This is a genomic window from Modicisalibacter coralii (assembly GCF_004117855.1).
In the GTDB taxonomy this organism is placed as follows: domain Bacteria; phylum Pseudomonadota; class Gammaproteobacteria; order Pseudomonadales; family Halomonadaceae; genus Modicisalibacter; species Modicisalibacter coralii.
On the sequence record NZ_QWBW01000007.1, the window covers coordinates 13,356 to 25,955 of the forward strand.

General features: G+C 64.5%; 13 protein-coding genes. 4 read left to right on the top strand and 9 right to left on the bottom strand.

The features are described from left to right. Positions 1-16 precede the first annotated feature (16 nt). The 5 genes from D0901_RS02125 to D0901_RS02145 all read right to left on the bottom strand — a co-directional run bounded on the left by D0901_RS02125 (position 17) and on the right by D0901_RS02145 (position 4,828). Entirely contained in the window at positions 17-958 is a 942-nt protein-coding gene (locus D0901_RS02125) for a dihydrodipicolinate synthase family protein (RefSeq protein ID WP_129138644.1), read from the bottom strand. Continuing rightward, a complete protein-coding gene (locus tag D0901_RS02130; RefSeq protein WP_129138645.1) occupies positions 955-1,953 on the bottom strand; it encodes a phosphoglycerate dehydrogenase in 999 nt (332 codons plus the stop codon). Before D0901_RS02130 ends, D0901_RS02125 begins: the two co-directional genes overlap by 4 nt. A gap of 3 nt (positions 1,954-1,956) precedes the next feature. Next, complete coding sequence (locus D0901_RS02135; RefSeq protein WP_129138646.1) at positions 1,957-3,234, bottom strand: TRAP transporter large permease; 1,278 nt, start codon at positions 3,232-3,234, stop codon at positions 1,957-1,959. Further along, positions 3,231-3,713 (bottom strand): TRAP transporter small permease, encoded by a 483-nt coding sequence (locus D0901_RS02140; RefSeq protein ID WP_162500802.1) that lies wholly within the window; start codon positions 3,711-3,713, stop codon positions 3,231-3,233. The genes D0901_RS02135 and D0901_RS02140 overlap by 4 nt, the downstream gene beginning before the upstream one ends. 98 nt (positions 3,714-3,811) lie before the next feature. Further along, entirely contained in the window at positions 3,812-4,828 is a 1,017-nt protein-coding gene (locus D0901_RS02145) for a TRAP transporter substrate-binding protein (RefSeq protein ID WP_129138648.1), read from the bottom strand. 119 nt (positions 4,829-4,947) lie between these two features. Here D0901_RS02145 and D0901_RS02150 point away from each other — a divergent pair, with 119 nt between their 5' ends. The 4 genes from D0901_RS02150 to yacG all read left to right on the top strand — a co-directional run bounded on the left by D0901_RS02150 (position 4,948) and on the right by yacG (position 7,518). Then, positions 4,948-5,643, top strand: coding sequence for a GntR family transcriptional regulator (locus D0901_RS02150; protein WP_203234776.1), 696 nt, complete (start codon positions 4,948-4,950; stop codon positions 5,641-5,643). Between the two features lie 87 nt (positions 5,644-5,730). Beyond that, the gene (locus D0901_RS02155; protein WP_233440331.1) at positions 5,731-6,597 is read left to right on the top strand and encodes a prepilin peptidase; all 867 of its coding nucleotides are present in this window, start codon (positions 5,731-5,733) and stop codon (positions 6,595-6,597) included. 46 nt (positions 6,598-6,643) lie between these two features. Continuing rightward, entirely contained in the window at positions 6,644-7,285 is a 642-nt protein-coding gene (coaE, locus tag D0901_RS02160; RefSeq protein WP_129138649.1) for a dephospho-CoA kinase, read from the top strand. Further along, on the top strand, positions 7,282-7,518 hold the full coding sequence (gene yacG / locus D0901_RS02165; protein ID WP_129138650.1) for a DNA gyrase inhibitor YacG: 237 nt from the start codon (positions 7,282-7,284) through the stop codon (positions 7,516-7,518). Before coaE ends, yacG begins: the two co-directional genes overlap by 4 nt. Before the next feature lie 285 nt (positions 7,519-7,803). On the opposite strand, the gene prpD is transcribed toward yacG, so the two are convergent. The 4 genes from prpD to D0901_RS02185 form a co-directional block, all read right to left on the bottom strand. Further along, positions 7,804-9,288: a 2-methylcitrate dehydratase gene (prpD, locus tag D0901_RS02170; protein ID WP_129138651.1), complete on the bottom strand. Its 1,485-nt coding sequence runs from the start codon at positions 9,286-9,288 to the stop codon at positions 7,804-7,806. 122 nt (positions 9,289-9,410) lie between these two features. Continuing rightward, positions 9,411-10,538 carry a bifunctional 2-methylcitrate synthase/citrate synthase gene (gene prpC / locus D0901_RS02175; RefSeq protein ID WP_129138652.1) on the bottom strand — a complete coding sequence of 376 codons (1,128 nt, stop codon included), beginning with the start codon at positions 10,536-10,538 and terminating at the stop codon, positions 9,411-9,413. 267 nt (positions 10,539-10,805) lie between these two features. Further along, positions 10,806-11,684: a methylisocitrate lyase gene (gene prpB, locus D0901_RS02180; RefSeq protein WP_129138653.1), complete on the bottom strand. Its 879-nt coding sequence runs from the start codon at positions 11,682-11,684 to the stop codon at positions 10,806-10,808. Beyond that, on the bottom strand, positions 11,681-12,403 hold the full coding sequence (locus tag D0901_RS02185; protein ID WP_129138654.1) for a GntR family transcriptional regulator: 723 nt from the start codon (positions 12,401-12,403) through the stop codon (positions 11,681-11,683). The genes prpB and D0901_RS02185 overlap by 4 nt, the downstream gene beginning before the upstream one ends. Between the last annotated feature and the right edge of the window lie 197 nt (positions 12,404-12,600).

The following is a 12,600-nucleotide window of genomic DNA, read 5'->3' on the forward strand; positions in this document are numbered from 1 at the left end:
CTGCGGTTCGAGACGCCTACGCCAGAGGCTTCAGAGCCGCCACCTTGTCACGATACAGCGTCGTACCCTGCAGGATGCGATCGAGTACCGGCTCAACCCCCCAGTACCGTTCGGCAATGTCGAAATCGATGGCCCGGCAATGATCGCTTTGAATCGTCCCGATACGCTGATGATAGCGCTTGGCCAGCTTGGGGTAGCCCATGGGTTCGGTCTGAGCGGCGAGAACCAGGAATACCGCGAGCTCCTCGGCGAACTCGGGGTGTTCGTGGCCATGATCGGCAAGCCAGCGATAGAGGTCCGGGTGGATATTGTTGAACACCCCGCAGAACCCCGAGGCCCCCGCCTGCAAGGCCGGCCAGGCGATCGCCGCGTTGGCATTGTTGATGGCCAGTGGCGTGCCTTCGGTCAGCGCGACGCGACGAGTCACGGTCGCCAGGTCACAGGAGACATCCTTGAGCAGGGAAAAACGTCCCGTATCGGCACAGTAACGAAGCTCGTCATCGCTCAGCAGCCGGCGGAAGGGAGCCGGACATTCATAGAGCCCCAGCGTCATGTCGCTGGGCAGATGGTCCAGCAAAACGGCGAGGTTATCGCGAAAGACACCGTCCGTTCCGCCTTCCGGCGCCAGACGGTTCGTCACCAGCACCAGGCCGTCGACGCCGGTATCCACCATGGCGCCCAATTCGCGTTTCTGCTCCGCCAGTGAAGCGGAGACATGGCCCGATGCGACGACCGGAACGCGCCCCTTCACGGTTTCCGCCGTGAAGCGCGCCAAGGAGACACGCTCGTCGATGCTCAGGTATTGCATTTCGGAAGATTGGCAAACGGCGAACAGCGCCTGGGCACCATTCGCCAGATACCACTCGATCAGCGCTCGGTACCCCTGCCAATCGATTCCGCCCTGCGCCGTGAAAGGCGTGAGCATGACCGGAATGATGCCCTCGACCTTGACTGTCATGATTGGCTTTCCTTTAACGTTTCGGGGTTGACGACATAGGGCTCGAGCTCCCTTGGATCGCCTTCCAGCCAGGCCAGGATGTTGTCCACGCAGCGTGCGGTGACTCGGGTCTCGGCCATTGCATCCATGCCGGAGACATGGGGACTGAGGATCACATTGTCGAAGTCTCGCAGCGGACTCGACCCCGGCAGCGGCTCGACCTCGAAGACATCGAGTCCCGCGCCGCCAAGATGCCCGCTCGCCAGGGCTCGGCCCAGCGCGGCCTCGTCGATGAGTGGGCCGCGCGACGTATTGATGACGATCGCGCCGGGTTTCATCGCGGCAAAGGCCGCGTCATCGAGGAGGTGACGTGTCGCCGGTGTCGAGGGGGCATGGACGGAGATCACATCGGCGCGTTCCAGCAAGGCATCCAGCTCGACCTTGGTGACACCCGCCTCGCGGGCTTGCGACTCGCTCAGGAAAGGATCGTGAACGAGCACCTGCATGCCCTGCCCGATCAACCGCCGGGCCATGGCGGCGCCGATGCGCCCCAGGCCGATGAGACCGGCGACCCGCCCCCAGAGCCCGGGATGAAAGCCATCGAAGGTCCACCGCCCCGACTTGACCATGGCGTCGCGACGGCCGATACCGCAAGCCAGCGAGAGCGCCATGGCGTGTGCATATTCGGCCACGCTCTCATGGTTCTGCCCGAAAGCCATGGCCAGCGGTATGCCGGCGCGGGTGGCGGCCGCCACGTCGACCTTGTCGTAACCCACCCCCCAGCGGGCGATGATTTTCAGATCCCTGGCGTCGGCAATCACCTCGGCCGTATAGGGCTCACCCCCGGCGATGGTGGCCACCACGCCTTCCGCCAGCATTTGTCGAAGCGTCTTTTCATCGGGCAACCGGCCGGTCTCGTTGACCTCGACGCGATACCCCGCCTCGCGCAGCGGGTCGAACAGCGCCGACGCGTTGGTGAATTGCTCGGTAAGGACGAGCACCTTGTTTGCGTTCATGACTCACTCGGTCAGATTGGGAAGGAAGGTAACCAGGTCCGGCCACACGATCAGCAATGAGATCGCCAGTATCTGTGCCGCCAGAAACGGCAGGATGGCCAGGAACATACGCCCGATGCGGATTTCGCCGATCTGCGCGGCGACGAACAGACAGATGCCCACCGGCGGGGTCATCAGGCTCAACGTGCCCGATAGCAGGAAGACCATGGCGAATTGCATCTCGTCGATGCCGAGCCCCCGGGAGATCGGCAGCAGGATCGGCGCCAACAGCAGAACCTGCACTCCGGGCTCGAGAAAGAAGCCGGCAACCAGCAACACGGCCAGCACGAAGAACAGAAAGAGTGTCGGATCGCCGGCGAACAGGCCCGTGAGTTCACGCACCCCGCTGATGGCGCCGGTCACCGTCAACACGTAGGAAAGGACCGACGCGCCGGCGATCACCAGATACAGGCTGGACGTGGTACGGATCGAGCTGCGCAGCGCCTCGAGCGTGCCCCGGCTGGACAGCGTGCGCAGCACGAAACGCCCGAGCACGAGTGCATAGACGCAGGCAATGCCTCCCGCCTCGGTCGCGGTAAAGGCGCCCGACAGCGTGCCAAGCACGATGAACAGCGGGATCGAGAACACCAGCAGGCTCTCGATGACGAGCTTGCCGCCTGACTTGTGAACGGCCTCGATCTCGCCTTTCGGCAACCCCTTGTACAGGCCGGTCAAGAAGACCACGAGCGCACAGGCGAATCCCAGCAGCAGCCCCGGCACGATGCCGGCGACAAACAGCTTGATGATCGATACCTGGGCCACCGAGGCGTAGACGATCATGATCACCGAGGGCGGAATGATGGGGCCGATCATCGAACTCGCCACCGTGACGGCCGCCGCGAACTCGCGCGTGTAGCCTTGCCGGGGCATGCCGTTGATGAAGATCTTGCCCAACGCGGCCGTGTCGGCAATGGCGGTTCCCGAAATGCCCGCGAAGAAGACCGACGCCAGGATGTTGGCATAGGCGGCGCCCCCCTTGACCCAGCGGGTGACCTTGGCAGCGAAGGTGATCAGCGTCTCGGTGATCCCGCCGCGATTCATCAGCTCCCCGGCGAAGATGTAGAAAGGCGCGGCAAGCAGCGAGAAATTGTCCAGGGAGCTGAAGAAACGTGTCGGAATGAGCACCATGGGAAAGCCGGCGAACCAGGCTGAGGCCGCCCCCGTCAGCCCCAATGCCATGGCGATCGGCGCCCCTACCAGCACCAGCGCGAAGAAACAGGTGAAAACGGCGGAAAGGCTCATTTAGCGACCTCCTCGAGGGTCGAATCGGGAGGATCGATGAAGGCCGCAACGGCCTGAAGGGCGATCAGGACATAGCCCACCACCACCGAGGCATAGGGGATCCACATCGGTATCCGCATGGAGGGTGAAACCTGTCCGGTATCCAGCAGATACGGCAAGCCAAGTACCACGACGATTGCCGCCAGCAACAATGTCGAAGCCAGTGACACGATCGACGCGGCGACTCGAAACCGGCGACTGGGCACCAGATCGATGAGGTCGATGGCCATTTGTTCACCGCGCCGGAACGTTGCCCCCGCCACCAGATAGACCGCCCAGACGATCCCGTAGCGCATGGCCTCCTCGCTCCAGCCGAAGGGATCGTCCAGGAGATAGCGAGCCGCGACGGCGGCGAAATTGATGATGATGATCACGGCAAGGATGGTCGCGGCGATCCACTCGGTCGACGTAGCCAGCTTGTCGGTCCAGCGCAGTAACACCGCGATGCCTCGCGACTTGGATAGGACATTCATGATTGACGTTCCTGACCCGAAGCACGGCGATCGTCAGCACGCCGATCGCCGTGCTTGCCGAGCGCTCAGTCTGTGGAGAGCGAGTCTTCCGTTTTACGAACGGCTGCCACGAAGTCGTCGACATAATCCGCGCCGAGCTGTTCGGAAAGGAAGTCGAGAACGGGTTGCTGCGTGACCTCGCGGAACTGCGCTTTCTCCTCCGGCGAGTTGACGTACACCTCGACCCCCATGTCACGGATCTTCTGGGTATCGTCGAGGTAGCCCTCGCCCTTGCCGGCCAGCATGATCGCGTCGTAGAGCTGTACGCCGTCGAGCACGGCGGCCCGCGACTGCGAACTCAGGCCATCGAGAAAGTCGGGGTTGACGTAGACGAAGACCGCCGAAAAGATATGCTCGTCGAGCGACATGTACTTGATGACGTCCGCCCAGCCGCCGTTGATCACCGTGGAGGGCGGGTTTTCTCCCCCGTCCACGACGCCCTGACGGATCGCCATGGCGCTTTCGGGGAACGGGATCGGCGTCGGCGCCGCGCCGAGACTCTTCATCAGCGAGATCATCACCGGGCTTTCCATCGAACGCAGCTTGAGCCCCTTCACGTCCTCGGGCGTCTTGATGGGACGCACGTTATTGACGAAGTTACGGAATCCGTCAGCGGCAAAGCCCACGATGCGCAAGCCGGTCTGCGCTTCGACGTCAGCGACGAAGTCATCCATGATCGGCGCCTCGTTCATGAAGGTCATCGCCGAACGGGTCGAGTTGAAGAGATAAGGCACGGAAAATACTTGGACTTTCGGGTAGAAAGAGGCCAGCGCCCCGTCCGTGGTCGCGGTCATCTGGAAGATATTGTTGCGAACATTCTCCAGAATCTCCCGGTCACCGCCGACACCGCCATGCAGCAATTGAACGTCGACTTCCCCGTTCGAATGGAATTCGACATATTTTTCGAAGGCTTTCATCGCCCGTGTCTCGGGATTGTCCGCTTCCGGCAGGGTCGTTGCGAAACGCAGCGTTTCAGCTTGGGCCGAACCGACGATAAGCATGCCGAGAGCAGCGGCACCAAACCATTTGAGCGTTGTTTTCATGTCATTCACCCGTCGTGCCAAGTTGGCTTGTATCACGTATACACATCACATGGTTACAAGTAACATGTCAGCAAGAGGTCAACAATGCGACGAATTGTGGAGAAAGGGAGATCCACCCCGTGACAAACCATGACGAGCGGCCTTCCAACACGGCTCAGTCGACGGAGTCCCGCCCTCTGAGTCGCACTGCCTACGAGCGCATCGAAGAGTTGCTGAATAGCGGCACGCTACGCCCGGGGCAGGTCGTGTCGCAGCGAGAACTGGTCGAGATGACCGATGCGACGCTGGGCTCCATCCGAATCGCGATACCCCGCCTGGAAGCGGAGGGGCTGCTGCAGACCCTGCCCAAGCGGGGGCTCATGATCCCCAGTCTCGATGTGACCTTCGTGCGCGATGCCTATCAATTGCGCCGTCTCATCGAGGTGGGCGCCCTCGAGACAGCGGCCTCGGCTCTCGATCGCGCGCTGGTCGATGACTGGATAGAACGGCACTTGTCGATGCTGGCGCAGGTCGAGAGGACGATGAACTCGGAAATGACCGCGGAAATGCAATCTCTGGATTGGCAGATGCACGAAAGCATCGTGGCATCGATGGGTAACCGTCTGATCGACAACACTTATCGGGTAACGTCCATCAAGATACGCATGGTCGTGCAGTCACGGCTGCAGATCACCTCCGGCAACGCCAAGCGCGTGCTCGAGGAGCATCTCGCCTTCCTCCGCCCCCTGGCCGAGGGAGACACCGATAGCGCCCGCGTTGCCTTGACCCGGCATATCGACAACTCGCTCGCCCTGGCCCTCGGCACCCGACTATAAAAGGCGCGGCGTATCGAGCCGATCGGCCAGTGATCGACACTACCGCTTGTGGTAGTGTCGCCCTAGCATTTTCCTGAGGAGTTTCTCTTGCCGGCCGACTTCCCGCCTCTGCTGTTGTGGCCGCTGGTCGCGGTGCTGGGCCTTTGCCTGGGTTCGTTCGTCAATGTGGTGATCGCCCGGCTGCCGCCGATGCTGATGCGCCAGTGGCACGAGGAAGCCTGTGCGGCACTGGAGCGCGACCCGGACCCGGAGGTGGCCGCCCTGCCCCGGGTCAACCTTCTCACCCCCGGCTCTCACTGCCCGCACTGCGCCTCGCCGATCGCCTGGCACGACAACATCCCCCTGCTCGGCTATCTCAAGCGTCGCGGCCGCTGCGCCGGATGTCACCAGCCGATCAGCCCCCAGTATCCGCTGGTCGAGCTGGCCGGCGGCGTGCTGGCCGTGGCGGTGGTGGCGATCCATGGCGCCACGCCGGCGAGCCTGGCACTGATCGGCGCCTGCCTGACGCTGCTCGCCCTGGCGGTGATAGACCTGCGCACCCAGTTGCTTCCCGATCTGCTGACCCTGCCGCTGCTCTGGGCCGGCCTGCTCTATCAATGGCTGTTCCAGCCCCTGATGCTGGAAAGCGCGGTGCTCGGCGCGGTCGTCGGCTATCTGGTGCTCTGGGCCTTCTACTGGCTGTTCAAGCTGACCACCGGCAAGGAGGGCATGGGCTACGGCGATTTCAAGCTGCTCGCCGCGCTGGGCGCCTGGATGGGCTGGCAGATGCTGCCGCTGCTGCTGATTCTCTCGGCGGGCGTGGGCGCCGTGGTGGGCATCGTCGCCCAACTCGTCATGCCCCGGCTGCGCGGCATGCCGATCCCCTTCGGCCCCTTCCTGGCCATGGCCGGGTGGATCGCGCTACTCTTCGGGGCGCCACTGATCGCCGCCTACCAGTCGCTGCTGCTGGGCTGACGTCCGGCCGCCGCGACGCCCCATCGGGAAGAACCAGAGGACAACCATGCGCCAACCGCTGACCATCGGCGTGACCGGCGGCATCGCTTCCGGCAAGAGCGCCGTGGCCCGCGCCTTCGCCGAGCTGGGGGTGCCCTGGGTCGACGCCGACGACGTCGCCCGCGAGGTGGTCGAGCCCGGCGAGCCAGCACTCGCCGAGATCACCGAACACTTCGGCCGCGGGGTCCTCGACGCCGAGGGCCGGCTCGACCGGCGGCGGCTGCGCGAGACGATCTTCGCCGAGCCCGACGAACGCGCCTGGCTGGAGTCGGTGACCCACCCGCGCATTCGCCAGCGGCTGCTGGCTCACCTCGAGCGCATGAGCGAGAGCGGCGCGCCCTATCATCTGCTGGTCTCGCCGCTGCTCTTCGAGTCGGGTCAGGCGGCCCTGGTCGACCGCTGCCTGGTGATCGACGTGCCGGAAGCCCTGCAGGTCGCGCGCACCACGGCGCGGGACACCGTGGACGAGGCACAGGCACGGGCGATCGTCGCCGCACAGATGCCCCGCGACGAGCGGCTGGCCAGGGCCGACGACGTGATCGACAATCAGGGCGATCTCGACGCCCTGCGGGCGCAGGTCGCCCGGCTCGATGCCCATTACCGGCAGCTCGCCGCTGCTTCCACTCAACGACCCGGTGACCCGTCATGACCTCGGATGCCCGCGACGCCAAGCGTCCTCTCGAAGTCGCCTGCCCCCAATGCCGGACCCTTGTGGTATGGTCGGCCGACAACCCCTACCGGCCGTTCTGTTCCAAGCGCTGCCGGCTGATCGACCTCGGTGCCTGGGCCGACGAATCCCATCGCATCGCCGGCGAACCGGCGATGGACGAAGCCGATCTCGATGCCCTGATCGACCGCCTGGAGCGCGGCGGGCAGCAGTAAGCCCAAGCTCGCTCGAGCACTCAAGAAGCAAGTGAGAGGCGTGACAGCGCTGCCCCGCGAGCGCCGTCAGAAACCGCGCTGGACGACGTGCGAGCGAAGCCGGATGTTCGCCAGGGATGGCGAACAAGGCATGTCAGCACAGGGATGTGCGCACATGCCGCTCGGCGGGAGCGCGCAACGGCGCGCCAGGAATTCGCGGTTTCGAGGCCGCGAGCGGGTCAGCGCAGTGAAAAGCCAACGAGGAGAGGCAAGCCGCGTCTCCTCGAAAGCTCCGTGATCACTTCGTCAGATCACGAACAGATCCATGAAGGCATGCACCGGCGTGCTCTCGAGACGGGCCTGGTCCTTGCACAGCGCGAAGATCCGCTCGCTGCGCCCGGCCGGGAAACGCGTCGCCAGATTGGCCTTGAACTTGGCCTCGAGCAGCGGAATGCCCTCCTCCCGACGCCGGCGGTGTCCGACCGGATACTCCACCGCCACCTTCTCGGTCTTGCTGCCGTCGGTGAAGAACACCTGCAACGCATTGGCGATCGAGCGCTTGTCCGCCTCCAGGTACTCGCGGGTGTAGCGCTCGTCCTCCTCGACCACCATCTTCTCGCGCAGCTCGTCGATGATCGGGTTGGCCGCGTGGAAGGTATCCTCGTAGTGCTCGGCGGTCAGGTTGCCGAACGCCAGCGGCACGGCGGTCATGTACTGCAGGCAGTGGTCGCGGTCCGCCGGATTGGCCAGTTCGCCGACCTTGGAGATGATGCGGATCGCCGACTCATGGGTGGTGATGACGATCTTGTCGATCTCGCCGAGCCGGTCCTTGACCTCGGGATGCAGCCGAACCGCGGCCTCGCAGGCGGTCTGCGAATGGAACTCCGCCGGGAAGGAGATCTTGAACAGCACGTTCTCCATCACGTAGGTGCCGTAATCCTGCGGCAGGTTGAAGCGGCGCTGATCCTCCGGCTTGAGCTTCTGGTCCTTGTTGGTCTTCGAGAACAGCACGTCGTAGAAGCCCCACTGCGGCGCGGAGAGCACGCCGGGGATGCCCATCTCGCCGCGCAGGGCGATGTCGGCCAGGCGCACCGCCCGCGAGGTGGCGTCGCCCGCCGCCCAGGACTTGCGCGACCCGGCGTTGGGCGCATGGCGGTAGGTGCGCAGCGACTGGCCATCGACGAAGGCATGCGACAGCGCCGACAGCAACTGCTCGCGGTCGGCGCCCATCAGCTTGGCTACCACCGCGGTGGAAGCGACCTTGACCAGCACCACGTGGTCGAGCCCCACGCGGTTGAAGGAGTTTTCCAGCGCGATCACCCCCTGGATCTCGTGGGCCATGATCATCGCCTCGAGGACGTCGCGCATGCTCAAGGGCGCCAGCCCCTCGGCGACACGTTTCTGCGACAGATGATCGGCGACGGCGAGGATGCCGCCCAGGTTGTCGGAGGGGTGGCCCCACTCGGCGGCCAGCCAGGTGTCGTTGTAGTCCAGCCAGCGAATGATCGCGCCGATGTCCCAGGCCGCCTTGACCGGGTCGAGACGCAACTGGGTACCCGGCACCCGCGCGCCATGGGGCACCACGGTGCCCTCGACGACCGGGCCGAGGTGCTTGGTGCATTCGGGGAAGCGCAGCGCCAGCAGGCCGCAACCCAGGGTATCCATCAGGCAGTTGCGGGCGGTGTCCAGGGCTTCCTGACTGTCGATCCGGTAGCCGAGCACATAGTCGGCGATCTGCTGGAGTTCGGCGTCGTAATCCGGACGCTGGTTCTGTTCGACGTTGGCGCTCATCTTGGTTCCTTGGATTCGTTCTTGTCACCGGGCTTGTCCCGGTCCGTGGGAGGGAACTCGTTCCCGACTGCCGCCGGCACTCGATCGCGAATAAATTCACTCCCACTGACTAGTTCAGCGGATCACTTGCGCTGCTCGATCGGCAGCCATTCCTGCTTCTCCGGCCCGGTGTAGTCGGCACTCGGGCGGATGATGCGGTTGTTCTCACGCTGCTCGAAGACGTGCGCGCACCAGCCGGTCAGCCGCGAACAGACGAAGATCGGCGTGAACAGCTTGGTGGGGATGCCCATGAAGTGGTAGGCGCTGGCATGGAAGAAGTCGGCGTTGCAGAACAGCTTCTTCTCGCGCCACATCACGGCCTCGCAGCGCTCCGACACCGCGTAGAGACGCTGGTCGCCGACGTCCTCGGCCAGACGCTTCGACCAATGCTTGATGATGGCGTTACGCGGGTCGGAGTCGCGGTAGATGGCATGGCCGAAGCCCATGATCTTCTCCTTGCGCTCGAGCTTGCCGAGAATCTCGCGTTCCGCTTCGTCGGGGGTCCGCCAGTCCTCGATCATCGCCATCGCCGCCTCGTTGGCACCGCCGTGAAGCGGGCCGCGCAGGGTGCCGATGGCCCCGGTCACGCAGCTGTGGATGTCGGACAGGGTCGAGGCGCAGACACGGGCGGTGAAGGTCGAGGCGTTGAACTCGTGCTCGGCATAGAGAATCAGCGAGACGTTCATCACTCGCGCGTGCAGCTCGGAGGCCGGCTTGCCGTGCAGCAGGTGCAGGAAGTGCCCGCCCACCGAGTCGTCGTCGGTCTCGGTGTCGATACGCACGCCGTCGTGGGAGTAGCGGTACCAGTAGTTGATGATCGACGGGAAGGCCGCCAGCATGCGATCGCTCTGGTCCTGCTGCTCGTCGAAGCTTTCCTCGGTCTCGAGGTTGCCGAGCATCGAGGCCCCGGTGCGCATCACGTCCATGGGGTGGGCGTCGGCGGGGATCTGCTCGAGCACCGCCTTGAGCGGCCCGGGCAGACCGCGCAGGGTCTTGAGCTTGGCGACGTAGGCATCCAGCTCACTCTGGTTGGGCAGCTTGCCCTTGAGCAGCAGGTAGGCGACCTCCTCGAAGCGGGCGTGCTCGGCCAGGTCGTGAATGTCGTAACCGCGATAGGTCAGGCCCGAGCCTTCCTTGCCGACGGTACACAGCGCGGTGCTGCCGGCACTCTGGCCACGCAGCCCGGCGGTGTTGGGGGTCTTCTCTGCCATGACGTGTCTCCTTGCCGCTTTGTAGTGATGTACACCAATGTTATCGCCCGTGGCCGGGGTACTCCGAGGGCAAGCCTCCGCGAGGGCGCTGTAAACCCATCCTTGGGCGCTACTTTTGCCATCTGACCGCCATGGATGGCGGAAATGCCGGAATGGAAAGGAACACTTTCCGGCCTTGGCAAAAGACCCTCGCTTCGCCTTGCCCCGGCACCGGACATTGTCGGGGTCGATAAGGAACTCCTGGCACGGCCGGAGCCGCTCCCTCCATCATTCCTGCTCGAACAGTTCGTCGAGCTTGCGCTCGAAGGCATGGTAGTCGAGGAAGTCGTAGAGTTCGTCGCGGGTCTGCATCCTGCCGACGACATCATGCTGATGCCCCTTGTCGTGGATGCTGCGATAGACCTCCAGCGCCGCGGCGTTCATGGCACGAAACGCCGACAGCGGATAGAGCACCATGCGGCAGCCGACCTCGCCCAGCTCCTGCTGTGTGAACAACGGCGTGGCGCCGAACTCGGTGATATTGGCGAGAATCGGGGCGTCAATGGCCTCACAGAAGGCGCGATAATCGTCGAGCGTGTGCACCGCCTCGGCGAAGATCGCGTCGGCGCCGGCCTCGACGCAGGCGTTGGCGCGGTCGATGGCGGCCTCGAGCCCTTCCTTCTGGAAGGCGTCGGTCCGCGCGATCAGGTAGAAGTCCGGATCGAGCCGGGCGTCCGCCGCAGCCTTGATGCGATCGACCATTTCCTGCCTGGAGACGATCGCCTTGTTGGGGCGATGACCGCAGCGCTTCTGCGCCACTTGATCCTCGATGTGCACCGCGGCGACGCCGGCCCGGCCCATCTCCTTGATGGTGCGGGCGATGTTGAAGGCCCCGCCCCAGCCGGTATCGATGTCGACCAGCAGCGGCACGTCGGTAGCGCCGGTAATACGATGAGCGTCCTCGACCACGTCATTCATGGTGGTCATGCCCAGATCCGGCAGGCCGAACGAGGCATTGGCGACGCCGCCGCCGGAGAGATAGATGGCCTGGTGCCCGACCTTGCCGGCCATCAGCGCCGTGTAGGCATTGATGGTGCCGACGATGGGCAGCGGCCGGTTGGCGTCGAGTGCGGCGCGAAAGCGCGCCCCGGGGGTGAGTCGGGTCATGACGTTTTCCTCTGGATGGGGGCGACGGGGCTGTCGGCTTCCTGCTCGAGCACGGCGGCGTAGCGCTCGGCGACGTTCTCGCGCGAGGCACTGACGTGGCGGCGCATCAGCAGTTCGGCGAGTTCCTCGTCGCCGGCCTCGATGGCGTCGACGATGCGGTGGTGCTCGACGAAGGCACGGTGCGGCCGCGCCCCGCTGGCGCTGAACTGGGTCCGGTAGAGCCGCACCAGGTAATAGAGATCGTCGCACAGCAACGTCATCAGCATGCGGTTATGGCTGCCCTGGACGATGCGATAGTGAAAGTCGAGATCGCCCTCGCGCTGGTAATAGGCCTCGCCCCGGGACAGGTCGCTCTGGCGTTCGTGGACGGCGAGCACCTCGCGCAGCCCGGCGATCTCCTCGGCGGTCATGTGACGGGCGGCAAGCCGGGCGGCCATGCTCTCCATCGCCTCGCGCACGTCGAACAGCTCGAGCAGTTCGCGCATCGAGAGCTTGACCACCCGGGCACCGACATGCGGAACGCGCTCGATCAGGCGATGGGTCTCCAGGCGACGCATCGCCTCGCGCAACGGCCCGCGCGAAATGCCATAGGTCTTGGCCAGCCCCGGCTCGGTGATCTTGGTGCCAGGCGCCAGTTCGCCGCGTACGATGGCGTCCTGGAGCTGGTTGAACACCCGCTCGGCCAGGGTACGGACTTCGGGGACACTGTTGTCCTGCATGGGTTGCCTGCCATTGTCGACAATTCACGGATTTCTGCACTCTAGACAGCTGGCCCCGAGCCGTCAACATCCCATTGCCCTTCGTCCCGTTCGCCTTTGGGCGTAGGTGGGTGTCCGGCCTCGGCGCCTGATTGTCGACAACGCCCCCGCCCGTCAACCATCGGCGCCGCCGTGATGACACTGATAGACTATGCCTT

Bases quoted from the DNA above. Each gene is read 5' to 3' on its own strand.
- yacG (WP_129138650.1), top strand. From the start codon at position 7,282: ATGACCTCGGATGCCCGCGACGCCAAGCGTCCTCTCGAAGTCGCCTGC.
- prpD (WP_129138651.1), bottom strand. From the start codon at position 9,288: ATGAGCGCCAACGTCGAACAGAACCAGCGTCCGGATTACGACGCCGAA.
- prpC (WP_129138652.1), bottom strand. From the start codon at position 10,538: ATGGCAGAGAAGACCCCCAACACCGCCGGGCTGCGTGGCCAGAGTGCC.
- coaE (WP_129138649.1), top strand. From the start codon at position 6,644: ATGCGCCAACCGCTGACCATCGGCGTGACCGGCGGCATCGCTTCCGGC.
- D0901_RS02130 (WP_129138645.1), bottom strand. From the start codon at position 1,953: ATGAACGCAAACAAGGTGCTCGTCCTTACCGAGCAATTCACCAACGCG.
- prpB (WP_129138653.1), bottom strand. From the start codon at position 11,684: ATGACCCGACTCACCCCCGGGGCGCGCTTTCGCGCCGCACTCGACGCC.
- D0901_RS02125 (WP_129138644.1), bottom strand. From the start codon at position 958: ATGACAGTCAAGGTCGAGGGCATCATTCCGGTCATGCTCACGCCTTTC.
- D0901_RS02145 (WP_129138648.1), bottom strand. From the start codon at position 4,828: ATGAAAACAACGCTCAAATGGTTTGGTGCCGCTGCTCTCGGCATGCTT.
- D0901_RS02135 (WP_129138646.1), bottom strand. From the start codon at position 3,234: ATGAGCCTTTCCGCCGTTTTCACCTGTTTCTTCGCGCTGGTGCTGGTA.
- D0901_RS02185 (WP_129138654.1), bottom strand. From the start codon at position 12,403: ATGCAGGACAACAGTGTCCCCGAAGTCCGTACCCTGGCCGAGCGGGTG.